Origin of the sequence: Undibacterium parvum, assembly GCF_003955735.1 — a bacterium.
GTDB lineage: Bacteria > Pseudomonadota > Gammaproteobacteria > Burkholderiales > Burkholderiaceae_D > Undibacterium > Undibacterium parvum.
This window is the reverse complement of the sequence record NZ_CP034464.1, coordinates 875112-900634: the sequence shown is the minus strand read 5'-3', so window position 1 is coordinate 900634 and position 25523 is coordinate 875112. Positions and strand designations below refer to the sequence as shown.

At 45.8% G+C, this 25523-nt stretch carries 20 protein-coding genes; 19 read left to right on the top strand and 1 reads right to left on the bottom strand.

Annotated features, from left to right (window positions below):
* Window positions 1-273 precede the first annotated feature (273 nt).
* From EJN92_RS03885 to EJN92_RS03795, 19 genes are all read left to right on the top strand, one after another.
* Window positions 274-774 (top strand): hypothetical protein, encoded by a 501-nt coding sequence (locus EJN92_RS03885; protein WP_126126610.1) that lies wholly within the window; start codon window positions 274-276, stop codon window positions 772-774.
* 235 nt (window positions 775-1009) lie between these two features.
* Window positions 1010-1222, top strand: coding sequence for a methylation-associated defense system helix-turn-helix domain-containing protein MAD1 (mads1, locus tag EJN92_RS03880; protein ID WP_227869700.1), 213 nt, complete (start codon window positions 1010-1012; stop codon window positions 1220-1222).
* A 129-nt stretch (window positions 1223-1351) separates the two neighbouring features.
* Window positions 1352-4072 (top strand): type I restriction-modification system subunit M, encoded by a 2721-nt coding sequence (locus EJN92_RS03875; RefSeq protein WP_126126609.1) that lies wholly within the window; start codon window positions 1352-1354, stop codon window positions 4070-4072.
* Window positions 4069-5136 carry a restriction endonuclease subunit S gene (locus EJN92_RS03870; protein ID WP_126126608.1) on the top strand — a complete coding sequence of 356 codons (1068 nt, stop codon included), beginning with the start codon at window positions 4069-4071 and terminating at the stop codon, window positions 5134-5136. The genes EJN92_RS03875 and EJN92_RS03870 overlap by 4 nt, the downstream gene beginning before the upstream one ends.
* Window positions 5137-5201: 65 nt before the next feature.
* A complete protein-coding gene (locus EJN92_RS03865; protein ID WP_170174863.1) occupies window positions 5202-5450 on the top strand; it encodes a hypothetical protein in 249 nt (82 codons plus the stop codon).
* Window positions 5447-6199: a zeta toxin family protein gene (locus EJN92_RS03860; RefSeq protein ID WP_126126607.1), complete on the top strand. Its 753-nt coding sequence runs from the start codon at window positions 5447-5449 to the stop codon at window positions 6197-6199. Before EJN92_RS03865 ends, EJN92_RS03860 begins: the two co-directional genes overlap by 4 nt.
* A complete protein-coding gene (locus EJN92_RS03855; protein ID WP_126126606.1) occupies window positions 6196-9339 on the top strand; it encodes a type I restriction endonuclease subunit R in 3144 nt (1047 codons plus the stop codon). The genes EJN92_RS03860 and EJN92_RS03855 overlap by 4 nt, the downstream gene beginning before the upstream one ends.
* The gene (locus EJN92_RS03850) at window positions 9339-10055 is read left to right on the top strand and encodes a M48 family metallopeptidase (RefSeq protein WP_126126605.1); all 717 of its coding nucleotides are present in this window, start codon (window positions 9339-9341) and stop codon (window positions 10053-10055) included. Before EJN92_RS03855 ends, EJN92_RS03850 begins: the two co-directional genes overlap by 1 nt.
* Window positions 10056-10257: 202 nt before the next feature.
* Window positions 10258-13947, top strand: a complete 3690-nt coding sequence (locus tag EJN92_RS03845; RefSeq protein ID WP_126126604.1) for a reverse transcriptase domain-containing protein — start codon at window positions 10258-10260, stop codon at window positions 13945-13947.
* A gap of 479 nt (window positions 13948-14426) precedes the next feature.
* Window positions 14427-14828 carry an IS66 family insertion sequence element accessory protein TnpA gene (gene tnpA / locus EJN92_RS03840; protein WP_126126596.1) on the top strand — a complete coding sequence of 134 codons (402 nt, stop codon included), beginning with the start codon at window positions 14427-14429 and terminating at the stop codon, window positions 14826-14828.
* Window positions 14825-15172 carry an IS66 family insertion sequence element accessory protein TnpB gene (tnpB, locus tag EJN92_RS03835; protein WP_126126595.1) on the top strand — a complete coding sequence of 116 codons (348 nt, stop codon included), beginning with the start codon at window positions 14825-14827 and terminating at the stop codon, window positions 15170-15172. Before tnpA (EJN92_RS03840) ends, tnpB (EJN92_RS03835) begins: the two co-directional genes overlap by 4 nt.
* A 53-nt stretch (window positions 15173-15225) precedes the next feature.
* Window positions 15226-16791, top strand: coding sequence for an IS66 family transposase (gene tnpC / locus EJN92_RS03830; protein ID WP_126126216.1), 1566 nt, complete (start codon window positions 15226-15228; stop codon window positions 16789-16791).
* 120 nt (window positions 16792-16911) lie between these two features.
* The gene (locus EJN92_RS21540) at window positions 16912-17157 is read left to right on the top strand and encodes a plasmid related protein (RefSeq protein ID WP_227869699.1); all 246 of its coding nucleotides are present in this window, start codon (window positions 16912-16914) and stop codon (window positions 17155-17157) included.
* Window position 17158: 1 nt separating this feature from the next.
* Window positions 17159-17572 (top strand): hypothetical protein, encoded by a 414-nt coding sequence (locus EJN92_RS03820; protein WP_126126602.1) that lies wholly within the window; start codon window positions 17159-17161, stop codon window positions 17570-17572.
* Window positions 17573-17662: 90 nt separating this feature from the next.
* Complete coding sequence (locus EJN92_RS03815) at window positions 17663-18349, top strand: site-specific integrase (protein ID WP_227869698.1); 687 nt, start codon at window positions 17663-17665, stop codon at window positions 18347-18349.
* Window positions 18350-18423: 74 nt separating this feature from the next.
* The gene (gene tnpA / locus EJN92_RS03810) at window positions 18424-18825 is read left to right on the top strand and encodes an IS66 family insertion sequence element accessory protein TnpA (protein ID WP_126126596.1); all 402 of its coding nucleotides are present in this window, start codon (window positions 18424-18426) and stop codon (window positions 18823-18825) included.
* Window positions 18822-19169 carry an IS66 family insertion sequence element accessory protein TnpB gene (tnpB, locus tag EJN92_RS03805; RefSeq protein ID WP_126126595.1) on the top strand — a complete coding sequence of 116 codons (348 nt, stop codon included), beginning with the start codon at window positions 18822-18824 and terminating at the stop codon, window positions 19167-19169. The genes tnpA (EJN92_RS03810) and tnpB (EJN92_RS03805) overlap by 4 nt, the downstream gene beginning before the upstream one ends.
* Window positions 19170-19222: 53 nt before the next feature.
* A complete protein-coding gene (gene tnpC / locus EJN92_RS03800) occupies window positions 19223-20788 on the top strand; it encodes an IS66 family transposase (protein ID WP_126126216.1) in 1566 nt (521 codons plus the stop codon).
* A 104-nt stretch (window positions 20789-20892) separates the two neighbouring features.
* A complete protein-coding gene (locus tag EJN92_RS03795) occupies window positions 20893-21141 on the top strand; it encodes a site-specific integrase (protein WP_227869810.1) in 249 nt (82 codons plus the stop codon).
* 50 nt (window positions 21142-21191) lie between these two features.
* Here EJN92_RS03795 and EJN92_RS03790 read toward each other — a convergent pair whose 3' ends face one another.
* Window positions 21192-25469, bottom strand: coding sequence for a sacsin N-terminal ATP-binding-like domain-containing protein (locus EJN92_RS03790; RefSeq protein ID WP_126126601.1), 4278 nt, complete (start codon window positions 25467-25469; stop codon window positions 21192-21194).
* Window positions 25470-25523: the final 54 nt, after the last annotated feature.

Genomic DNA, 25523 nt, shown 5'->3' with positions numbered 1-25523 from the left:
TTATCGATTTCCAGATGGTTGCGTTGGACGCTTACAGTAAAATATGCTTGTTAAAACTAATATTGAATCGGCTATTCGCTTGTTTAATCGCTAGAGTTTGACATCCCCGCGCAGCAGCGTCCGCTTGAATCAGATTCTTCAGATTTCGTCCTGATGTAATCAAGGGGTTCAATAAGATTTCGACCATTCCCTACTTTTTCTAAACTCATCACTTTTCAAGTGGGTTTTGCTGCGCGCATTTTAAATGCCATCCTATTCTTAAGGAGCAAAGCTATGGCTACTATTCCATCAGCAGTTAATCAAACGCAGGCAATTCAACCCGCCTTCAAGCGGGTACAGCAGGCTGTTGATCACGACTGTGCCTTCGCCTGTATCGCAATGATCGTCAGCAAATCTTTAGATGATGTCATGCAGGTGGCCATCGATAAATTCGGCCATCCCGCCAACGGCCCATATTATGTGACGGAGGAAATGATCAACAAGATTCTCGCTCACTACGGTTTTGTTTCAACCATCTACAAAGAGGTCGAAACTGGTCTCGTCGATATTCACAATGTCGCGATAGTGATGGTGGACTATGATCCAGAAACGGAAATCGGTAGACACGCCATATTCGTTAGGGACAAAACCAATGCTAAGCAGCCTATTGAGTACATGATTGATCCTGCATATTGGATCACTCCAGCTCAATATGTCCGTACGGATTTTCAGACGCTTATCCCTGCATGGTTTATCGGCGTCACGCCAATGAATAGGATATCAGCGAAGAGTTAAAGCTAAGTGTCGCGGTGATGTGCTATTTCTTGCATTTTTGGAAAATACAAATCACGGCGACATTAAGCCTGTCGTATAGACGGTGCAGTAAATTACGATATTATCTATTGGTAACTTAAATAAATAGCGACATGGCCATCTAAATCTCTCTTATTCATGCTTAATCGGGTCTAAACGGCTATACTACGCTTGAATCATGTATAGTTTTTTGCGCCTTTGGAAGGTTTATTTTGATATGGAAGATCCCGTTATGTTAGACCGCTGGTTATCGGTGGAAGAGATTGCTGACTACCTTGGCGTCAGTAAGGACTCCATCTATGCGTGGATCGCCAAGAAAAATATGCCGGCTCATCGGGTTGGGCGTTTCTGGAAATTTCAGCGAGCTGATGTCGATGCCTGGGTTAAATCCGGTGGCTCAGATGAGAATCAAATTGCGATAGCGGATTGATTTTATTACTTTCCTAAATGTGGCGTTTTCTTATGACGATGTATTGATAAGAAGTCGTAGCTCAAATATTGAATTATTGCGGATGTGGTTTTAGCCGCGAGATAGACATAACAATGAAGATCGAATTAAATGGCAATTAAAAAATCAGAACTCTATTCATCGCTCTGGGCATCATGCGACGAACTTCGCGGCGGCATGGATGCCAGTCAATACAAAGACTATGTTTTGGTCATGCTTTTTATTAAGTACGTCAGTGATAAATTTGCCGATATTCCTTATGCATCCATCATTATTCCAAAAGGTTCCAGTTTTAAAGATATGGTTGCGCTCAAGGGTACGAGTGACATTGGCGATCAGATTAACAAGAAAATTATTGATCCGTTGGCCAAAGCAAACAGGCTTCGTATCAAAGCAGATTTCAATGAAACTGCACTTCTTGGTACAGGTAAAGAAATGGTCGATCGCCTCACCAATTTGATTGCGATCTTTGAAAAGCCTGAATTAGATTTTAGTAAGAATCGCGCAGACGGTGATGATATTCTCGGCGATGCTTATGAATACCTCATGCGCCATTTTGCTAGTGAAAGCGGCAAAAGTAAGGGGCAGTTTTACACACCCGCTGAAGTTAGCCGCATCATGGCAAAGATTATCGGTATTGGTGGTGCACGTACCACGAGTGAAACGACGGTTTATGATCCGACCTGTGGTTCAGGCTCGTTGTTGTTGAAAGTAGGCGACGAAGCAGCCACACCCGTTACTCTCTACGGCCAAGAAAAAGATGAGGCGACAAGCGGTCTAGCGCACATGAACATGATTTTGCATAACAACCCTACTGCATTGATCGCGCAAGGTAATACATTGGCTGACCCCAAATTCAAGGAGGGCGAATCGCTTAAAACCTTTGATTACGTCGTCGCCAATCCACCTTTTTCAGATAAGCGCTGGAGTACGGGTTTATCGCCATTAAATGATCCATTTGATCGTTTCGATACTTTCGGTGTGCCTCCTGCAAAGCAAGGCGATTTCGCCTACTTACTACACATCATCCGTTCGCTTAAGAATACCGGGAAAGGTGCGTGTATTTTGCCGCACGGGATATTATTTAGAGGGAACGCAGAGGCAAACATTCGGCGTAATTTGATACGACGCGGTTACATTAAGGGGGTTATCGGTCTGCCTGCCAATCTGTTTTTTGGAACGGGTATACCAGCTTGTATCATCGTGATTGACAAGGAGGACGCGCAATCACGCAAAGGCATTTTTATGGTTGATGCAAGCCGTGGTTTTATGAAGGATGGTCCTAAAAATCGTTTGCGTGAGCAAGATGTGCACAAAATAGTCGATGTTTTTATGCGTCAAGATAGTCGTGACCCTAAGTTTGGCCGCATGGTGTCGTATGAGGAAATCGAAAAAAATGAGTTTAATCTCCATCTACCTCGGTACGTTGATTCGTCCATGGCAGAAGATTTGCAAGACATTGACGGCCATCTTAACGGTGGTATTCCAGTCGCCGATATAGATGCATTGCAAAACTATTGGGCGGTATGTCCTGAATTGAAAGACGCATTGTTTAAATCCAATCGCCCCGGATATTTTGATCTCGCGATTGCGAAGCCTGATATCAAAACAAGTATTTATGCGCACCCACAGTTCTCCACTTTTATAGTCGACATGAATACGTATTTTGATCAATGGCGTAAGCCCGTCATCACTACTCTTAAAGCACTACAAGTAGGCTTTCACCCTAAAGAATTGATTGCTGAAGTCGCCGAAGGGCTATTAACGCATTATCAAGGACGTGCGTTGATTGATGCTTATGATGTTTATCAGCATTTGATGAATTATTGGGAAGCGACGATGCAAGACGATTGCTACTTAATTGCAGCAGACGGATGGAAGGCCGAAACCTATCGCGTCATTGAAATTAAGAAAGGTAAAGACGGCAAGCCAGATAAACAATTGGACAAAGGATGGACATGTGATCTCGTTCCGAAGCAATTGATCGTGGCACGTTATTTTTCGAAAGAGCAAGACTGTATCAATCAACTTGTCGCCGATCTGGAAAATGCGAACACGCTATTGACTGAGCTGCAGGAAGAGAATAGTGGTGAAGAGGGCATACTTGGTCAGGTCGAAAATAGAAATGATGCTCTCGATGCATTGCGTGAAGCGATTCTTCTAGTTTGGCAGTTGGCCAGCCCAACAAGTCATGCCAAATATTCCGCAGCGGTCAAAAAGCGAAAAGCTGCGTGGCAACGTGTCTCAGATATGATTGATGATACTCGCATGCATAATATTGCCAATGCCAAGGGAAAAGTCACCGTAGCAGTGATAAATGCGCGCTTAAAAACAAACATAGCCGACGAAGAACGTGTATTTCTTGAGTTATATAAAACGGCTGTTGCAACAGTAAAGTCTTTCGACGAAATTGTGTCGAATTTGTTTGATGAAGCGGAAAAAGATGCATTAGCTAGGCTTCCGTTAGAACCAGAAAATGACGACCTAAATGAATTGCGTGTGCTGAGTCGCTATCTTGATCTTGTGGACGAAGTGAGTACCCTGAAAAGTGCAGTGAGAGTTGCGGAGGATGCGCTCGACATACTTGCGTTTGAAAAATACCCAGAGCTAACGGTTGATGACATTAAGACTTTAACCGTGGAAGATAAATGGATAGCTGTTCTGGATGCAGCAATTCATGGTGAAATGAATAGTATCAGTCACGCATTGACCCATCGAGTGAAAGAATTGGTTGAGCGTTATGAAACTACACAATCAACAATCACAAAGAACGTAATTTCTTCAGAATTTAAGGTGGCGATACATCTTAGAAAAATGGGGTTTGTATTGTGAGTGAACCTTGGAAGAAAGATTTTTTGGGGAACGTCGCTACTCTTCAGCGTGGTTTCGATCTCCCACAGCGTCTTCGAAAAATGGGCAACGTGCCAATTGTTACATCTTCGGGGATTGAAGTAACACACAATGAGTTTAAGGTAAGAGCGCCAGGTGTAGTGACTGGTCGATATGGAACTATTGGACAGGTCTTTTATGTTAGTGAAGACTTCTGGCCGTTAAACACGACACTATATGTACGTGATTTTCATGGAAACGATCCTTTGTTCGTTTCCTATATGCTTAGAACTATTAATTTTCATACTTATAGTGGTAAGAGTGGAGTCCCTGGCGTTAATCGCAATGATTTACATGAAATTGTTATTTCGATGCCTCCATCGAAGGTTGAGCAACTTACTATTGCAGATGCATTAAGCGATGCCGATACTCTAATTGAGTCGATTGAGCAATATCTGGCAAAGAAAAGTCAGATCAAGCAAGGTGTGGTTCAGGAGCTATTCACGGGGCGACGACGATTGCCTGGTTTTAATGCAGATTGGAAAACTAGACGATTGAGTGCCATTTGCACGATGAAAAGCGGAGAAGGAATAACCAGTATTGATATTGATGAGCATTCTCGCTTCCCATGTTATGGTGGAAACGGACTGCGTGGTTTTACAAAGCGTTTCACTCACGATGGAAGTTACGCGCTCATCGGACGGCAAGGTGCTTTATGCGGCAATATCTCAATTGTAGATGGACAATTTTTTGCGTCAGAGCATGCGATCGTCGTAACGCCCAAAAAAGGTACTGACATTCGTTGGCTATCGCAAGTCTTGAAACGGATGAATTTGAATCAATATTCAGAGTCATCAGCACAGCCAGGACTTTCTATTTCGAAGTTGTTGATACTTGAGTGTAATTTTCCACCGTACGATGAGCAAACAGCAATTGCCAACATCCTTCATGATATCGATGTTGAAATCGTCTCGTTAGAAACCAAACTCAAGAAAGCACGTTTGATCAAGCAAGGAATGATGCAAGTTTTGCTAACTGGCAGAATTCGATTAATAGATCAAATCTGATGTGACGCAAGAAAAAATGCTATTGTAATAATGATGTATTGAAGATACACGATGAGGGAGCAATCATGAAGCGAAGCATAAAAATGAACGAGCAATCCATGCAGGCAATGGAGGCACGAATTCCTGAACTCGCCGGTAATGCGGTTAGACGCGCCTATTATCAAGCATTAACAACCAGCGGTAAGGTGAAGGAAGCCGTGAATGGGCGCTTGGTCGAAACTTCAGCGGACGGAAGCCAACGATTGATTCGCACTTTGCGTGTGCCCGTGGCTGTCGTTCCTGGCAGTAAGCGTGTACGGGTGCGTGCTCGATGAGTGCGCAACTTCCGCGTTTGCGCGTATTTGCGGGGCCGAATGGTTCTGGTAAGAGCACGATTAAAGACATGTTGCCAGCTGAATGGTTGGGCGTGTATATCAACGCAGATGAAATCGAAAAGGAAATCCGCACGCACCACTGCTTGGAATTATCGCCCTTTGAAATCGATGCTAGTAATGAAGAGTTACAACAGTTTTTACGCGCCTCTACCTTGTTGGCCAGTGCAGGCCTGCTGAATCAAATTGATAGCGTGAAAGTGCTGGATGGCGTAATACTGTTTGAAGCGCTTGATGTTAACTCCTATTGGGCATCGGTACTGGCAGACTATATTCGGCATAAATTACTGAAGGCCAAGATGGCGTTCACGTTTGAGACAGTGATGTCCTCTCCTGATAAAGTGGACTTCTTAGAAAAAGCACAGCAGGCGGGCTTTCGTACTTACCTTTATTACGTCGCTACCGAAGACCCTGAAATTAATATTTCACGCGTTCTTCACAGAGTGGAAACGGGTGGGCACCCAGTGCCAGAAGATAAAATTATCAGCCGCTATACGCGCTCACTTGATTTGTTATATGACGCGGTTGCATTTGCTGATCGCGCCTATATTTTTGATAACTCAGGTCATGAAAAAGTCTGGATTGCGGAAGTAACTAACGGCAATGAAATAGAAATTAAAACCGATCAAATGCCGATTTGGTTTAAGACTGCTTTGTGGGATAAATTTGAAGATGGGGAATTGAACGCATGACAGATATAGGTAAACCCGAACGTGCGACACAAAACCGTGTTGTCGCCCTGTTTCGCAACGAACTAGCTTATACCTACCTCGGTGATTGGACAGACCGAGTTGGCAATAGCAATATAGATGCGGGTTTACTAGAAAAATATTTGAGTAAGAATGGATACACATCTGCACAGATTAGCGCCGCAATATTCAAGCTTCGATTGGAGGCCGATAATCACAATCGTTCTCTATACAATAATAATCAGGCTGTTTATAGCTTGCTGCGCTACGGTGTGCCGGTAAAGATCGAGGCCGGAAAGACAAATGAAACGGTACATCTAATTAATTGGCATGAGGCGGATAAGAACGATTTTGCGATTGCGGAGGAGGTAACGCTACGAGGTGGTAATGAGCGGCGCCCTGACATTGTTCTATACGTGAATGGTATTGCGATTGGTGTTTTAGAGCTAAAGAATAGCCGCGTAAGCATTGGCGATGGCATACGTCAAAACCTGTCCAATCAGCTGCCGGAATTCAATGAGTGGTTTTTTAGCACGGTGCAATTCGTTTTCGCCGGCAATGATTCAGAAGGGCTACGCTACGGAACCATCAAAACCGAAGAAAAATACTTTTTAAACTGGAAAGAAGACGAAGCTGACAATAGCCGATTTAAGTTAGATAAGTATTTACTTAAGCTCTGTGACAAGCACAGAATTATTGAACTGATGCATGACTTCGTTCTCTTTGATGGTGGTATAAAGAAGCTGCCCAGAGTACACCAATATTTTGGTATAAAGGCGGCGCAGGAGCATGCAAAGCAGCGTAACGGCGGCATCATTTGGCATACGCAGGGCGCTGGAAAGAGTATTTTGATGGTACTGCTTGCCAAATGGATTTTAGAAAACAATCCAAATGCGCGTGTCGTCATCGTCACTGATCGCGATGAATTAGATAAGCAGATTGAACGTGTTTTTGCCGATGCAGGTGAAACCATTTATCGCACGAATAACGGTCGCGATTTAATGAGCCAACTTGGGCAGCCCACGCCACGTTTGCTTTGTTCCCTTATTTTCAAATTTGGTCTCGAGTCCAAGGGGAAAAATGAAGTCGAATTTGAGAGCTTCATTAAAGAATTGCAGAGTTCTTCTAGTAAAACTGTGGGCGATGTCTTTGTGTTTGTAGATGAATGCCATCGCACTCAAAATGGTAGGTTAAATCGCGTGATGAAGGCCTTGATGCCGAACGCTGTCTTCATGGGTTTTACTGGAACACCATTGTTAAAAGCAGATAAGGCCACCAGTAATGAAGTATTTGGCGGTTATATCCACACCTATAAATTTAGTGAGGCTGTCGAAGATGGTGTGGTGCTCGATCTGGTGTACGAGGCGCGTGATATAGATCAGCGTCTTGGTTCCGAAGACAAGATAGATCAGTGGTTTGAGGCGAAAACCAAGAATCTGAATAATTGGCAAAAAAATGAACTGAAGAATCAGTGGGGCACGATGCAGCGTGTGCTTAGTTCAAAATCGCGTATGGATAGAGTCGTCGCCGATATTATCTTCGATTTTAGTGTAAAACCACGTCTTTCGAGTGAGCGCGGGAACGCGATTCTTGTTGCTTCAAGTATTTATGAAGCTAGCAAATATTTCACATTATTCCAAAAAACGGTATTTAAGGGGCGCTGTGCTGTCATCACTTCTTATAACCCAATGGCGGGTAATGTCACCTTGGAGGAGACTGGCGCAAACACCGAAACGGATAAGCAATTCCTCTACAGTGTATATACCGAATTGCTGAAGGATATTGACGCTAAGCCCGGTTTAAGTAAAACGGAAACTTATGAGGATAGCGCTAAAAAGCGCTTCATCAAGGAACCCGCAAACATGAAATTGCTTATTGTCGTGGACAAGCTGTTGACGGGTTTTGATGCGCCGCCATGCTCTTATCTCTACATAGACAAGTCGATGCAAGATCATGGCTTATTTCAGGCGATATGCCGCACCAATAGGTTAGATGGTGATGATAAAGATTTTGGTTATGTTGTTGATTACAAGGATTTGTTCAAGAAAGTAGAGAAAGCCTTAGCTGTTTATACATCAGAACTAGACCTTAGCGCTGGCGGTACAGATTCTGAAGTCATGCTTCAAGACCGATTGACTAAAGGGAAGGAGCGCTTGGATGCTGCGCTTGAGGCACTCGCGTTACTTTGTGAGCCAGTAGAGCCACCGACGGTACAGCCAGATCGTGAATTGGCGCACATTCACTATTTTTGCGGCAATACCGAAATTCCAGCGGACGTAATAGAACGTGAACCTCGCAGAGTAGCGCTCTACAAAGCGGTGGTGGCATTAGTGCGTTCCTATGCCAATATTGCTGATGAATTTGATTCGGCTGGTTACAGCGCGCTTGAATTCGATAGCATCAAAAAGCTACAGAAGCATTACTTGGACTTGCGCGAAGTGATTCGAAATGCCAGTGGTGAGAGCCTCGATTTGAAAACCTATGAGGCCGATATGAGACATCTTATCGATACTTATATTGAAGCAGATGAGCCTCGAAAAATTTCCCCTTTCGACAATATTGGCTTGTTAGATCTGATTGTTAAAACAGGTATAGCCGATGCAATTGCCAAGAAATTAGGCAGTTTAAAGGGTAGCCGTGCGTCGATTGCAGAGACGATTGAGAATAACGTGCGTAGCAAGATCTTGAAAGAGCGTTTAACTGATCCCGCTTTTTTTGAAACGATGTCTGCCTTGCTCGATGAAATTATTATTTTGCGGAAGAATAAGGCCATTGAATACGAAGTGTATTTGCAGCGTGTCGCCGACCTTGTAGCGAAAGTACAAGCAGGTGTAGCTAATGACACGCCTGCGCTTTTGGATACGCCTGCTAAACGAGCTCTTTTTAATAATCTTAAGAAACCATTAAACATGGCAACTGCCCATATGGTGGCAGACGATGCCGTACCGTACGGGGATGAAGTGCAGAGATTGACTTTGTTGGCGTTAAAAATCGACGAAGTCGTTAAAACGGTAAAGCCTGACGGATGGCGCGGTGTAGTACCAAAGGAATTGGTAATCAAGCAGGCACTTTACGAAATTCTTAAAGATATCACTGAAGTTGAGCGCATTTTCTTGATCATTTTTGCACAGCGAGAGTATTAATGACTGTGCAGCTTGATCTTGGCGGCCTTTGTATTGATGTAGTAAAGAAGAACATTAAGAACGTTCATCTTAGTGTCTATCCGCCTTCCGGCAAGGTGCGTATATCAGCGCCGCTATATATGGAATTAGATACGATTCGTGTATTCGCCATCTCTAAGCTCGCATGGATCAAAAGCCAACAGCGCAAAATATTGGCACAGGAACGAGAGACTCCGCGTGAATATTTGGATCGCGAAAGTCATTACTTGTGGGGCAAGCGCTACCTTTTACAAATCGTTGAAAAAGACGCTACTCCAAACGTTGAGCTGACGCATGGCAAGCTTATCTTGCAACTGAGGCCTGGCACTGATGACGGACGTAGACAGGAAATTTTAGACTCTTGGTATCGAGAGCAAATTAAGATCGCGATGCCTGATTTGATTGCAAAATGGGAGCCGCTTTTGGGTGTGAGCGCAAGCCGCATTTTCGTGCAGCGTATGAAGACTAAATGGGGCAGTTGTAACCCAAGTCTGAAAAACATACGATTAAATACTGACCTTGCAAAAAAACCTCCTGAATGCCTTGAATATATCGTCGTGCATGAATTGGCACACTTAATCGAGCCTACTCATAACGCACGATTTACCGCACTTATGGAGCTTTTTATGCCTAAGTGGCGACACCTACGGGAGGAGTTAAATCGTTTGCCTGTGCGTCATGAGGACTGGGATTATTAAGATATGGTCGTAGGAATCGGCATTTTCATCCTCCTGAGACTATTTTTTAGTGATTGAATAATTGACGCGAGTTGTGAATTGCGAGAAAGATATCAAGTTTGGAGAGCCAAAGTACACGTGATATTTCAATATTTAGATTATATTTTGGCTCAATGCTGAGCGTATCTTTACAAGTTCGTGCAAGTCGTTATCGGAAAAATTTATGAAACTCGTTGCAGAAAAGTATCGCAAACTTAAACCTGAGATTGATCTTTTAACTGATGAAGTAGTTATTAGCCAAGCTTGGAAAAAGACCCATGGTTATATGCGTGCACACAACTGGTATGCCGATACGCTTGCCCTTGACATATCTGCGCTGGGTTTAGAAAGCAATGCCGAAAAATGGGCGAATGCGCTGACGAAGAACGACATAGAGTTAAGAGATCTAGAACTTGTCCCCGCAGCCAAAAGCGAACCGTGGGGATTGGATTCGAAAAAGGGATGGGTTCCGCTTGAAGAACCAAAAATCAGAGAAAGTAAGCCTCCTGTCCGACCACTAGCACATATGACAGTTCGCGATCAGACGTGGGCAACAGCGCTGATGATGTGCCTTGCTGACGCGGTAGAAAGTGCACAAGGGGATTGTAGTATTCTCAACGCTAGCTTAGCCCAAAATCAAGGGGTATATAGCTATGGTAATAGACTGCTATGTGATTGGACCGAGCAAGGGGCTTGGTTCCGCTGGGGAAATGGCGAGACGTATAGGAAATTTTTTACTGACTATCAAAACTTTCTCAAGAGGCCAATTGAAATTGGTAGACTCGTCGCGAACAGTCTGAGCGATACCGATCATGTTTTCATTGTTAATCTGGATTTGTCAAAATTTTATGATTACATTGATCGCCCAACCTTATTAAAGCGACTTCAGAATATAGCTGTTGAATATGGCGATGCTGATGTTTGTAAAGAGTTTTGGAAGAGAGCGAAGAAGATTACTGATTGGCGCTGGGATGTTGAAGCGGTAGACGCTGCAAAAAAGATAGGCCTAGAGCTTGGATCTGGATTGCCTCAAGGATTAGTTGCATCTGGATTTTTCGCCAATGCATATATGATTCCGTTTGATAGAAGTGTCGCAAAATACATCGGTGAAAGTGTGCCAAATATGGCGGATGTAATTTTGCATGACTACTGTCGATATGTTGATGATATCCGCTTGGTGATTAGTGCAGGAAACATTGATATTGATAAGATAGCTAAAGCGATCAATACGTGGGTCGGCAACCAGTTGAAATTGCATGCTGGGACTACACTAAAGCTTAATATTAAGAAGACAAAGCTCACGTCCCTTTCTGACTTGGACAATAGTGGTAGCTTATCTGGCCGCATTATGCTCCTTCAAAATGAATTGAGTGGCCCCGCAGATCGAGATATTCTTGAAAGTGCAACTGCTGTACTCGAAGGATTGTTAACGTCTCAACCAGATGATGTACCTGAAACGACTTCTGTGAAGGGTGATAAAGGCCTCTTTCGATTGGTCAAATTTGATCATGATATTAGGCTTGATACGCTTAAACGATTTGCCGCAAATAGATTGGAATCAGTCATGCGGAACAAACGCAAACTGACGGTAATTGATAAGCTTGATGGACAAGCGGGAAATCTAGCTGACAACGAGAGCGAATTACTGGCCAAGAAACTCGTGAAAGCATGGATGCAAGACCCTTCTCTCGGCCTTGTATTGCGAAAGGCAATTGAGATTTTTCCATCGCCAATCATTATCGAACCTGTGTTAGATGCTATTTTTAAAAGAAGTAGTATAGGCGGAGGAGGGGCTGATCGGTCGACTGCCGCGATGATGGATTATTTATTGGCAGATATTTTTAGATGCTGTGTCGATTTTAATGGTTTTTTTCAACGTGTTGATTATCCGAAATCGGCCGCGCCAGAAGACCTCCTTGATATTGCAGCTATGTATGCACAGCGTTCAGTTGGCAGTCCGAACGTACCAAGATTTATTGAGAGGCAAGCTTTACTGTTGTTGGCTACATTGAAAAAACCAGTACTGGTCGACAATGCGACTAAGACTATTCAACACAGTCTTCATGCTATTTTGGCTGGACGGCCACCGGAATTTCAGATTCAGCGATTAGCACTATTTGAAGTGGCGTCGCAGATTACTGGGCGACCAGATGCATTTGCATTATTGTTGATTGAAAATATCTCCCCTTTGACTCCGGACTTGAAGCTTAGCTCGCTAGAGGAAATTGCTAAACGTGGAGGTGAATTTTGGTTGAGTGTGTGGAAACGGCTCGGGCAAGATAGTGCGAATAAGGAACTGATAAAGCAATTAGATTGGGCTGCGCCAGTTGCATCAAGTGACTTGAAATCGAAAAAACAAAAACTTTCCAAAGTTATCGCTTCAAATAAAAATGGATTCGAACACGAAGTTGCCCTGGTCAAGCTTGCCTTGGGTTTAATTTCATTTGCTGAAAAAAATTCAGCACTGCTCCCTTTGTCCCCACGTGATATACAAGTTGCTCAGGTTGGGCACCATGCAGATTGGGAAGAGCTTTGGCTTCCAGATGTGACCTCAATTGATTGCACTACAACCTCAAAATCGACGACGAATGATCCTCGGTTTTCAGCTCCACCTTGGATTGATGCCAGTAATAATGAACACACAATAATTTATTGGATTGGTTCAATTCTTCGTGCGGCGGTTGTTGGGGGTAGTGATTTCACTGGCAGTCGCTGGAAGCTGGGAACGGTGATCAGCTATAAGGGCTTGAGAACTGGCTGGTATAAGCGACGAATGGGTATGATGCATTCTTCTGAAGTGCTGGTGGGGAACTATGCAACGGTGTCAACTTGGTTCTCTGAATTGTTGATGAAGTGTCTTCAGTGGCCTGGGCGAGAGTCAACATATCTCAAGAGCGAAGAAATTTTAGGGATTGATGGCCTCGAATCGCTGAGGAAGGTATTAAGTAAAAGGCTGCGATTGCTCGATGAGCTTTACTGCAAGGCTTCCAGAATGCCGACGTTAGTTACATCAATAAGCACGCTGACAAAACGACCTTCATTTCGGCTGGTCACTGTTCAGCAATTGCTTCCACGAAGTAAAGATTTTTCTCTTAGTGATCGAGAGCTTAACTTGCCAAAAGCAAGAGCAGAAAACAGAGCGCACATTGCAAGAATCTGCCAGCTAACATATAAAACGCTCACTGCTAAACTGGAAGCTGATAACGATTTGTCAAAAGTTAGTGCTGACTTAATCGTTTTTCCCGAAGTCGCGGTACATCCCGATGATCAAGATATCATTAAACGGTTGGCTGATAAGACTAAGTCTATAGTGTTAGCAGGTATGGTATTTTTTGACCATAACGGAAAGCTGGTAAACGTCGCAAGGTGGTTTATTCCTGATTATCGCGATTCTGGACGACAATGGATTATCAGGGATCAAGGTAAAGCAAACATGACAAAGGATGAGGTTTTACTTGGGATTTCAGGCTATAGACCATGTCAACACATAATCGAAGTAATTGGTGCTGAAGAAGGACCAATACGCATCAGCGGTGCGATCTGTTATGACGCGACCGATTTAAATTTAGCGGTTGATTTAAAGAAGAAGACAGATCTGTTTGTGGTTTGCGCACACAATAAAGATGTAAGCACGTTCGATACCATGGCTGCTGCTCTTAATTATCATATGTTTCAACATGTGGTTGTAGTCAACAAGGGGGAGTTTGGTGGATCTACAATTCAAGCACCTTACAAAGAACATTTTGACCGATTAGTGTCACATGCGCATGGAGTAGATCAGATTTCTATCAATGTCGCTGACCTTGATCTGGTTGCATTTAGGCGAGAACACAAGAGCTTCAAGCCGGTCAAAACAAAACCCGCTGGATTTTGAAATTAGGTCGAATTTTTCAGAGTTTTTAAACGCGAGTTTTGTTTGGAAATGTGCAATGATGCTGGGCAATCAGCGGGTGAAAAGCCAGCTATACACGAAGTTATTTAGTACTCGATCTAATTTAATTACAAGCGTAAACTGTTGTTGTGGCGTGCAATGCGCTGCAATGTTCAGCGCCAAAAGGCACTTCGCAACAATATAAAGTTAAGGTTTTTAGCTTAATTTTTTTGCTGCGGAGACTCCTTCCAAACGCTGACTCTCCTCTACTCCCACTGCTTACTTGGTCATGGCAAACGTACTGACGGCACAATCTATGTGGGTCGTTTTCTGCTCGTTCGTCTTTTACTTTGTTGCAGGTCTAAAAAAGGTAAAGTTCATGAAAAGTAATATTAAATCAGAGTGTAAGCGTCCAACGCAACCATCTGGAAATCGATAACGATATAAGTGACACTCGACTCTTTCAATGATCTGGAGTTAGCATGAATTTCAATCCTCTCAAAGTGGCGTTTTGGACTAAGCATCAGCAGCACTGGGCTGAGAGCGGCTTATCACTGAGCGCGTATTGTCGACGTGAAGCCATCGGCTATTCAACGTTTTATACCTGGCGCAAACGCCTCGCTTCCATCGTTATTGATCAGAGTGTCACACTTGCCACACCCGCTGTAAAATCGCCAGTAGTTTCTCAAGCTAAGCACACCTCCCTCACGACAATCGCATCGACATCGCCGCGGCCAGCCATGAAGCCTTGCAAGTTGGTGCCGGTGTCGATCAGGGCATCACTTCCCGAGATTGTCTTGTGCAGCCCGGCCGGTTGGCAGGTGACTATTTCTAACCATGTTGACTTACCCGTGTTGGCGCAATTGCTGCGGCAACTACCATGAGCCTGCCACTGACTCCGGCACAGGTGTATCTCGCTGTCGAACCGATCGATATGCGCAGCGGTGTTGACGGACTTTCCCTGCATGTACAAGAAAGTTTGGGTAAGCCACCTTGCGATGGCAGTGCCTATGCATTTCGTAACAAGAATAGCACCCGCATCAAGCTATTGATCTGGGATGGCACCGGTGTTTGGTTATGTATGCGACGCTTGCACAAAGGTCGCTTCGTCTGGCCGCAGAGCCATGATGCGGCGTGTGTCTTGTCGAACGAAGAATGGCAATGGCTCACCACGGGCGTTGACTGGCCCCGACTTAACGCGCCGCCACAATCGAATTGGCGCGTATAAAAAGGGATGCCTCCCCCTGTTAACTTTCGGTCGGGCGAGGTATACTTTCGTGCATGGATATCGCCACCAAACTCGCCCAATTCAACGCTGACCCCGCACTGACTCAATGGGTGATGGCGCAGTTGAATGGGGCCGGACTGGCACAGGCGGAGAAGGCTGCTTTGCAGGATCAATTACGTCGCAAGGAGCACGATCTTCACGTCAAAGAATGCAAAATTCAAGCCTTGACTTTAGAACTGGCGTATCACAAACGTCTCAAATTCAGCGCAAAAGCCGAAGCGTTTACGGTACAACAACGCGACCTGTTTTTAGAGTGCGAACAAAGCGACCTGGCTGCGATGCAGGCCGAGCTTGCCCAATTATCTTCAGCGACAACACCACGTAAGCCAAGCCCTACCGGACGTAGGCCACTGCCAGCGGAACTGCCGCGCATTGAACATCGTCATGAGCCAGAAAGCTGCACCTGCGCTCAATGCGGCAAAGACCTGATCAAGATCGGTGAAGACATCAGTGAACAACTCGACGTCGAACCAGCACGCTTCTTTGTGCATCGGCATATTCGCCCTCAATACGCCTGTCGCGCTTGTGAGACAGTCACCGCAGCAGCCATTCCCCCGGCAGTGATCGATCGTAGTCTGGCGGCACCAGGATTATTGGCATGGGTGGTAATTCAAAAATATCTCGATCACTTACCACTGTATCGGATTGAGCAAATCAGCAGTCGACACGGTGTTGGCATTGCCCGCTCCACACTGGCCGAGTGGGTAGGACGTATTGGCGTCGCCCTGCAACCGCTCAGTGACCGGTTGGCAGAAATACTCAAGCAAGGACGAGTGCTGCATGCCGACGAAACCCCGGTGCCGCTGCTCGACCCCGGCAATGGTAAGACCAAGCGTGCCTATCTATGGGCATATCGCAGCAATGCCTTAGAAGACCAGCCTGCCATCATCGTGTTCGATTTCCAAACCGGACGCAGTGGCAGTCATGCGCGCGCGTTTCTGCGGCATTGGCAAGGCCATCTTATGGTGGATGATTATGCCGGCTACAAAGCCCTGTTCGCGCTGGGCATCACCGAACTGGCCTGCCTGGCGCACGCCCGTCGCAAATTCTTCGACCTGCACGCCGCCAATGGGCATCCGATTGCCAATGAGGCACTTACACGCATTGCAAAGCTGTATCACATTGAGGCCGAGGGTAAAGGCGACAGTATCGAACAACGACAACAACGACGTGCTACACAGGCGCTGCCAGAACTCAAAGCGATGCATGCCTGGCTGATTCACACACGCCAACAGAGCGCCGATGGCAGCAGTCTCGCCAAAGCCATCGACTACAGCCTCAAACGCTGGAGCGCGATTGAACGCTACGCCAATAGCGGTCATCTGCCAATCGACAATAATCCGATTGAAAACGCCATTCGCCCTATTGCCATTGGCAAAAAGAACTGGCTCTTCGCCGGTTCTGAACGAGCAGGCCGACAAGCTGCCGCCATTCAAAGCCTGCTCGCCACCGCGAAAGCCAATGGCATAGAACCTTTGGCATGGCTTAAAGGCACACTCGAAAAATTACCGACGCATCCAAACAGCCGGATTGATGAACTGCTACCGCTGCCTTGTTAATGCGCTTTAGGAATAAATGCTAGACGGATCTGTTGGACGCTTACATCAGAGTCGCTTTCTTCAGCGCTTGAGGAACCATACTTCCAGAAAACAGTGCCACTATTTTCTTGTGGCACCGTTGTGGCAACCCCAGCAGTTATGACGCATTTTAGCGAGAATAAAATTGAATTCGAGCAGTATTTAATTCGACGTCATTTGCAAAGCGATTGGGGCGATGTTCCGCCAGGAGATGCAATTGCAAATGACTTTGCAGTAGAGAACGGGCTTCGCATATTGTCTGCGTATGTCGCAGCTAATAGACGATTCTGGGTGATCACGGAAGCGGATCGTAGTGTTACCACTTTTCTGTTTCCCGAGGAATACTGATATGTGCGCCAAACGATCATCGCAAAAGAGCGGTAATGCCATCGCGACAATGCAGACTATGCGACCGATACGCGATTTGCTTTTGCAACTGCCACATTTGACGGTGACTGCTGAATTTGAGATTGATTACCTTGCTGCAAATCCAGCGTTACTTTTGCAAATCGCAAATAACGGAGATGTCGCAATGCGTACAGTTAATCTCGGCATATCCGCTATCGGCATTTTATTAGCCAATTCCGCGCCCGAGATTGAAACCCGTGAAATATCTGGTGACGCAACAGAAGCCATCGGATGGCTGATAGGAGAGCTGGGGGAATTAGCTGCTGTTATCCACTGCATCGCAGCAGCTTGCCGAAGGTCTATTGTGGATTACGTCCCTAGCACTGTTGATTACTTCCCAAATGCTAAACCATGAAATGACCAAGAGCAAAAAAAGCGGCGAGAATTTTCGTCGCTTTTTTACGCCGTGTCAGCTATCGAAAATACAATATTGTGAATACTTAAAATGGCTACTAAAACCGCAAAAATAATACCATTGATCGAAACCAAAAAAGTGCAGCGCATCAAGCTAGTTCAATCGATTCCCGCGCCAATGTCGCCGCTCGTTGAAAGCTATACAGCAGCGGCGCAATCAAAAGCCACGCAGCGCACATACAGCGCTGATATACGGCATTTTAAACAGCACGGCGGTACGATACCAGCAACACCAGGTATGGTTGCTGAATACATCGCTAAATTTGCGGATTCATTGGCGGTGGCAACTTTACAGCATCGACTAATCGCCATTCACCGCGCCCACACTGACATTGGCATCGTATCGCCGGTAATGGATAAGACTGTGAAAAGAACGATGCAGGGAATTAGACGCACCTTCGGCACAGCACAACGCCGCGTTACTGCATTGGTAAAAGATGATCTACTAGAAATTATGGTACTGGTGGACTTACAAAGTCCAATAAAAGCTGCACGCGATAAGGCACTGCTATTGATCGGCTTTGCTGGTGCATTCCGTCGTTCTGAACTGGTGGCATTGCGGATTGAAGATGTTACCACTTATGACACTGGATTAGAAATATTGATACGGCGCTCAAAAACTGATCAAGAGGGAGAGGGAAGAACGGTATTTATTCCAAACGCAAAAGGCAATCGTTGTCCGGTGAAAGCACTTAAGCGCTGGCTTGAATTAACGTAAGCGTCCAACGCAACCATCTGGAAATCGATAACGATATAAGTGACACTCGACTCTTTCAATGATCTGGAGTTAGCATGAATTTCAATCCTCTCAAAGTGGCGTTTTGGACTAAGCATCAGCAGCACTGGGCTGAGAGCGGCTTATCACTGAGCGCGTATTGTCGACGTGAAGCCATCGGCTATTCAACGTTTTATACCTGGCGCAAACGCCTCGCTTCCATCGTTATTGATCAGAGTGTCACACTTGCCACACCCGCTGTAAAATCGCCAGTAGTTTCTCAAGCTAAGCACACCTCCCTCACGACAATCGCATCGACATCGCCGCGGCCAGCCATGAAGCCTTGCAAGTTGGTGCCGGTGTCGATCAGGGCATCACTTCCCGAGATTGTCTTGTGCAGCCCGGCCGGTTGGCAGGTGACTATTTCTAACCATGTTGACTTACCCGTGTTGGCGCAATTGCTGCGGCAACTACCATGAGCCTGCCACTGACTCCGGCACAGGTGTATCTCGCTGTCGAACCGATCGATATGCGCAGCGGTGTTGACGGACTTTCCCTGCATGTACAAGAAAGTTTGGGTAAGCCACCTTGCGATGGCAGTGCCTATGCATTTCGTAACAAGAATAGCACCCGCATCAAGCTATTGATCTGGGATGGCACCGGTGTTTGGTTATGTATGCGACGCTTGCACAAAGGTCGCTTCGTCTGGCCGCAGAGCCATGATGCGGCGTGTGTCTTGTCGAACGAAGAATGGCAATGGCTCACCACGGGCGTTGACTGGCCCCGACTTAACGCGCCGCCACAATCGAATTGGCGCGTATAAAAAGGGATGCCTCCCCCTGTTAACTTTCGGTCGGGCGAGGTATACTTTCGTGCATGGATATCGCCACCAAACTCGCCCAATTCAACGCTGACCCCGCACTGACTCAATGGGTGATGGCGCAGTTGAATGGGGCCGGACTGGCACAGGCGGAGAAGGCTGCTTTGCAGGATCAATTACGTCGCAAGGAGCACGATCTTCACGTCAAAGAATGCAAAATTCAAGCCTTGACTTTAGAACTGGCGTATCACAAACGTCTCAAATTCAGCGCAAAAGCCGAAGCGTTTACGGTACAACAACGCGACCTGTTTTTAGAGTGCGAACAAAGCGACCTGGCTGCGATGCAGGCCGAGCTTGCCCAATTATCTTCAGCGACAACACCACGTAAGCCAAGCCCTACCGGACGTAGGCCACTGCCAGCGGAACTGCCGCGCATTGAACATCGTCATGAGCCAGAAAGCTGCACCTGCGCTCAATGCGGCAAAGACCTGATCAAGATCGGTGAAGACATCAGTGAACAACTCGACGTCGAACCAGCACGCTTCTTTGTGCATCGGCATATTCGCCCTCAATACGCCTGTCGCGCTTGTGAGACAGTCACCGCAGCAGCCATTCCCCCGGCAGTGATCGATCGTAGTCTGGCGGCACCAGGATTATTGGCATGGGTGGTAATTCAAAAATATCTCGATCACTTACCACTGTATCGGATTGAGCAAATCAGCAGTCGACACGGTGTTGGCATTGCCCGCTCCACACTGGCCGAGTGGGTAGGACGTATTGGCGTCGCCCTGCAACCGCTCAGTGACCGGTTGGCAGAAATACTCAAGCAAGGACGAGTGCTGCATGCCGACGAAACCCCGGTGCCGCTGCTCGACCCCGGCAATGGTAAGACCAAGCGTGCCTATCTATGGGCATATCGCAGCAATGCCTTAGAAGACCAGCCTGCCATCATCGTGTTCGATTTCCAAACCGGACGCAGTGGCAGTCATGCGCGCGCGTTTCTGCGGCATTGGCAAGGCCATCTTATGGTGGATGATTATGCCGGCTACAAAGCCCTGTTCGCGCTGGGCATCACCGAACTGGCCTGCCTGGCGCACGCCCGTCGCAAATTCTTCGACCTGCACGCCGCCAATGGGCATCCGATTGCCAATGAGGCACTTACACGCATTGCAAAGCTGTATCACATTGAGGCCGAGGGTAAAGGCGACAGTATCGAACAACGACAACAACGACGTGCTACACAGGCGCTGCCAGAACTCAAAGCGATGCATGCCTGGCTGATTCACACACGCCAACAGAGCGCCGATGGCAGCAGTCTCGCCAAAGCCATCGACTACAGCCTCAAACGCTGGAGCGCGATTGAACGCTACGCCAATAGCGGTCATCTGCCAATCGACAATAATCCGATTGAAAACGCCATTCGCCCTATTGCCATTGGCAAAAAGAACTGGCTCTTCGCCGGTTCTGAACGAGCAGGCCGACAAGCTGCCGCCATTCAAAGCCTGCTCGCCACCGCGAAAGCCAATGGCATAGAACCTTTGGCATGGCTTAAAGGCACACTCGAAAAATTACCGACGCATCCAAACAGCCGGATTGATGAACTGCTACCGCTGCCTTGTTAATGCGCTTTAGGAATAAATGCTAGACGGATCTGTTGGACGCTTACGAATTAACGAGTATCAACGAGGGCGCATTGTTTAGAGCCGTCAGTCGGCATGACACAATAGTGAGCACAAAAGCGTTGACTCCTCAATCCGTTGCGTTGATTGTAAAAGCGGCTGTTCGTAGAGTAGATGGCGACGAAGCAGCCAGCAAAGTGGCTGGGCATAGTTTACGCGCTGGTTACTGCACTGAAGCGGCGACCGTCGGATTACAGCCATATCAAATTAGAGAGCAGACTGGCCATAAGTCGGACGCTACCCTTGCTCGTTACATTCGGCCAGTTGCGAAGAGAAAAATTCCTAGTTTATTGTGATTTTAATCCGCGCGCTAATTTAAGCGCCATTCTAAAAGTTTCGAATCGATTTAAATGGATTCAGTTTGATTGATTTTTCCATACACTCGAAACTTCTGTGACGTGGCCGCGATATCCAAAGAAATTTCTATCGAGGAAGTAACCGCATCTAGCTGACTTAATGGGTTGCAAAGCACCTTTAATTCGTATTCCGACGTCGTCGCCTTGATGGGCATAAATCGATATATATAATATTTGTTTTTCCATTGTGCTGCTGTATTAACTTCATTTACAGTTAAGTTTACACTCCCACCTGCCCATTTTTCTTTGGCTTCGATCACCCGTTCTACCAGCACGGCATTTTGATCCTCTCCAGACTCAAATAATGCTAAGTCATCAGCACTTCGAAAACTGAGTACGTCAGCAGCGATTGTGTCGTAACCTGTAATGTGGCCGATATATAAAGGGAATCGCCCTTGTTGTTGCTCAAAGAGCATTGTGAGATTCTCGCCCGCTTTTCCATCAGAGGTGGGCGCAATACGTCCAGCTGAACTGCCCGAACCAGAGCCACCACCCGACACTCGTATTCGCACACGAGTGCCTGGGCTCTCTGGTACGTGTTCGACTGATTCAACACCAATCGTTGAAGGTACATTCCAATTTTGTACTGGAGGCTCAGATTCAGTCACAATGGTTTGCGCTAAAGGTGTTGCAGAAGGTGGTGTTGTGGTAACAGTAAGAGATATCTTTGGAACAGGCCCCATAGTTACCAGAGGCTCAGGTAACAACTGACCAACAGCCTGTTCTCGCAACGCCAGCAACATTGCATCTAAATCGTCGTCAAGCTGATCCCCGAGCATCTTACGCAGCAGCTCAGTTCGGTTTTTCTCATCACACCGGTAAATATTAGAAAAAGAATTTCCGTCATTAAGTTCAAAAATAGAAGCAATCGCATCGCCGATTGTATTTGCCAATAAAGGATTGTTTGGCTCATCAGAATAGAGCGGATTACAGCATACATAGAGTTGATCAGCTTGAATTGAATAGGTCCAAGGCGGTAACTCGTTATCTAATGTCTGCTGCCTAAATGTGATCTCGCTTTTCACATGATTGCATACTACAAGTTGGAGGGACTCAAAAACAGCTCGCCCCGGCGCCTTTGCGACTTGACTGTGGCGGTAAATTTCTATATACCTTTTTGCTGTTTGAAAATGCTTATTAGCTTGCTCCGAACAAGCAGCGACATTGTAGTGAGTGACTTTTTCATTAACAGCCTCCTTGTCCAAAACGTTTACTCTGAATATACGTCGGACTTTTCCTGCACCACGTTTTTTTAAGAAACTAGCAACTGGCAGCGATTTTAGTAGTTCTTGAGGAAATCCTTCCACATCAACATGGTAAGTCTCAGCAACAGGAAAATATTCTTGAACGTCACCTTGTTTAGCGAAAATACTTCCTTTTTCTGTGAAGGTTTTGTAGTTTTTTCCGCCTTCGTCAGGTTTGAAATCGACGGTTTTAATTAGCCAGTTGTAGAGTTTTTTAGCTAAATTTCCTGAAGGGTCTTTGGCTGGAAGTTCTAACATTAAGGAATAAATTTCTTCTGAATCGAGATCGTCAATACTCTCTCGCACGCCCGCAGCTAATAACGCATGTTTCATTAGGCTATGGGACAAACCTAAATTCAGAATGGTTTCTTTTGATGGCAGTATCGGGGTGGGGAATAAACCTGCGACTGCAGCATCATTTACCATGCAGTCAACGGGCGCTAGAGGTTTTCCCGCAATACTACTAAGCCATGAACTGTGTTTGATTTTCCAGAAAATGTACGACGGCAATTCACCTTTGTAATTGCGCTGATTCCAGCAACCAGATGGCAGAAAACCTAAAGTGCCGTGCTCCGGCATCGGTTTTAACCATGACAGGGTCCGAGGATCGCTGGCCAACCACGCTAAAATGGCATCGCTCTCGCTACTAAGAATGACGTCGAGACCGTCGAGCGATTTAACGGACTGGAATGTACAATTTCTTGGCAATTCATCCGCCGAATTGAAAATGTGCGAAGTGTTCTCAATGAATGCAGCAGGATATTTCAGACGTGGCTTTGCAAATGTTAGAAAGGCTGGCTCAATAGTTTTTATCTCCATGATGTTCGGCCATTCGGACACGCCAAGCCAAGCTAAAAACGGAGTTCGTGAATTTCCCTTAATGCCCAGTTTTTCATACTCTAGGGGCTCAGCCGTTAATTTTTCAGGTGCGGATTGATAAAGTTGACTAACTATATTCCCTGTAGCCGAATAGCCAAATCCATAGTAAAGCTCTTTTGTGCTCCTCCATTTACTATTGTGGTTCAATAAAAATACATTTAGACGCTTTGGGAACTCTGGACGATCTTCGTTATTTTGGTAAAGATTGTACAAAGCAAAGAGTGATTGCAATAACTCAGAACGTGTTTGGTTCTCATCATGCACCAGTAAAGCAGCATTGGCTGACGAGACCAATCCCGCAATCAAATTGCCCAATGCATACTCATGCACGTCAAACACGGATAACGCTTTGGCGCTATCCCTTACTTTATTACCCCTCAACACTTCCCATAGTTGTTCATTGAGTATTTTGATTTTCGCCCATGTGGGAAATTCCAAGGCATTTCCTAAACTACCTCCGGGCAAATACACGCTATCGTCTTCACATAGTTCATTTCCCTGCGAATCTATTAACAAACCTTTGTAGCAGTATTCTTGACCCAAGCCTTGGTTAATAACCCCCAGGGCAACAGCTGCTCGCTCCTCTAGGCTTATTTCGCCTGCTGCCCGCAATAATGAAACAAACTGCTTTCCGTCCAAACTCTTAACACCTAGAAGATCGAAAAGCTGTTTATCTGAATTATTTCTTGCTATAACGATGGCAGGGAATATTTTCTCTGGCAACCACCGCATAGAGTTGCCGCCCACTTGGAAAGACGTTGTTTCCGTTGCCTTAAGCCTCTCACCCGACAATACAGGAAATACATTCTTTGTTTTTATCGCGTTGATTAAGGCATTTTGCAATGTTTTAATGTCCGTCTGATAGTTTTGTAGAAGTGATGCGGGGGCGAGCAAATCCAGAGCACGATAGGAATCACAAGACATCTCAGTCTGCTGCTCAAAGATCATCGCTAAAAACAATGCTAAGCGTTCCAATACGAATTCATTTGCTTCGCCTTCCTGCAAATGTTTACGGTTTTGTGTTAGTTCTAAAGTGGCGTGGCACAACGCGTGTAGCGGAAGAGGTATTTCAGTAGGAAAAAAAGAATAAAGATTAGCGGGCTCTGCTAAGCCTTGTTCTGGCAAAGCGACGACCAAGTGATAGCTGTCCGGATCATCATGGTCACGCAGGTATTCCTCAGGAATTTCGTCTATTTGAGTAAAAAGCTGCCAGCGGCTGCACGATTCAGCTTCGGTTTCGCAGTCAACTTCAATAAGCGTTATTAAAGACTGCGAAATAACGTCGGAGCGCCACAGTTTCTCCCAACTATCAGCTTTATTATTTGCCACCACAGAAATAGATAACGACGCAATGGAGTCAGAAAACAATAGAAACTCAGGGCGCAGTAGCTTCAATTGATTAATAGCGTTTTCATAGCTATGAGCACGATCAAAGGGCATACCTATAATGGTTTCATAGCCTTCTGCCCGCAATGCTTGGCAACGCCCGAATATGCCTGAATTTTCATCAAATCCGTGATGTTCATCGCTGTTTAAATCGATAGGAAAAGGTAACAAAGGCACTGAATCTTCTGCCGGGTGTTTAGCCAATTCCTCCTGTACGGAGGAAAACTGTCGCCTCAGCCGTTCCACTAACTCTTGGGCATACCTGCTACTAAAAGCGATTTGTAATGAACCACTGAGGATTATCGGCTGGCGTGACCAATTGAGTACTGAGCGAAAACCCAAGCCTTTGCTTCCAATAAACTGGTTTTTTTTCCCGCGTTTTGGACTTAAGTCAGCCGTTTGCAGTGACTTCACCCCTCCAGTGGTAAAGCCTAAACCTGTATTTGCTACGATCAACCCCTCAGGGTTTAATTCAACCCGAATGTCGCCACGCTGGTCACACTTTTTTGCAGCATCAGCTGCGTTTTGTAATAACTCAAGTATTTCACGGCCTTTGTAGTCCCGCGAAATACCCTGTTCCCGTCGTTGATCCGCAATTAACTGGGCAGGTTTAATTTTGTAGACTTGAAGTGCAACACTCTGTTGTTGCTTCAGCCATTCTGACCATTCCCGAGCGTTTACTAGCATCAGATCTAATGATGGAGAAATAGTTTCTTCGTCAAAAATAGTGGTTACAGAACTTAGCTTTTGTTGAGACATAGTGATAAACAATCCTATATGCGTTTTCGATGAGCAGGACTTAGTAGTTTTTTC

Bases quoted from the DNA above. Each gene is read 5' to 3' on its own strand.
- EJN92_RS03855 (WP_126126606.1), top strand. From the start codon at position 6,196: ATGACAGATATAGGTAAACCCGAACGTGCGACACAAAACCGTGTTGTC.
- tnpA (WP_126126596.1), top strand. From the start codon at position 18,424: ATGAATTTCAATCCTCTCAAAGTGGCGTTTTGGACTAAGCATCAGCAG.
- tnpC (WP_126126216.1), top strand. From the start codon at position 15,226: ATGGATATCGCCACCAAACTCGCCCAATTCAACGCTGACCCCGCACTG.
- EJN92_RS03820 (WP_126126602.1), top strand. From the start codon at position 17,159: ATGTGCGCCAAACGATCATCGCAAAAGAGCGGTAATGCCATCGCGACA.
- mads1 (WP_227869700.1), top strand. From the start codon at position 1,010: ATGGAAGATCCCGTTATGTTAGACCGCTGGTTATCGGTGGAAGAGATT.
- EJN92_RS03815 (WP_227869698.1), top strand. From the start codon at position 17,663: ATGGCTACTAAAACCGCAAAAATAATACCATTGATCGAAACCAAAAAA.
- tnpB (WP_126126595.1), top strand. From the start codon at position 14,825: ATGAGCCTGCCACTGACTCCGGCACAGGTGTATCTCGCTGTCGAACCG.
- tnpC (WP_126126216.1), top strand. From the start codon at position 19,223: ATGGATATCGCCACCAAACTCGCCCAATTCAACGCTGACCCCGCACTG.
- EJN92_RS03885 (WP_126126610.1), top strand. From the start codon at position 274: ATGGCTACTATTCCATCAGCAGTTAATCAAACGCAGGCAATTCAACCC.
- EJN92_RS03860 (WP_126126607.1), top strand. From the start codon at position 5,447: ATGAGTGCGCAACTTCCGCGTTTGCGCGTATTTGCGGGGCCGAATGGT.
- EJN92_RS03850 (WP_126126605.1), top strand. From the start codon at position 9,339: ATGACTGTGCAGCTTGATCTTGGCGGCCTTTGTATTGATGTAGTAAAG.
- EJN92_RS03875 (WP_126126609.1), top strand. From the start codon at position 1,352: ATGGCAATTAAAAAATCAGAACTCTATTCATCGCTCTGGGCATCATGC.
- tnpB (WP_126126595.1), top strand. From the start codon at position 18,822: ATGAGCCTGCCACTGACTCCGGCACAGGTGTATCTCGCTGTCGAACCG.
- EJN92_RS03845 (WP_126126604.1), top strand. From the start codon at position 10,258: ATGAAACTCGTTGCAGAAAAGTATCGCAAACTTAAACCTGAGATTGAT.
- EJN92_RS03865 (WP_170174863.1), top strand. From the start codon at position 5,202: ATGAAGCGAAGCATAAAAATGAACGAGCAATCCATGCAGGCAATGGAG.
- tnpA (WP_126126596.1), top strand. From the start codon at position 14,427: ATGAATTTCAATCCTCTCAAAGTGGCGTTTTGGACTAAGCATCAGCAG.
- EJN92_RS03790 (WP_126126601.1), bottom strand. From the start codon at position 25,469: ATGTCTCAACAAAAGCTAAGTTCTGTAACCACTATTTTTGACGAAGAA.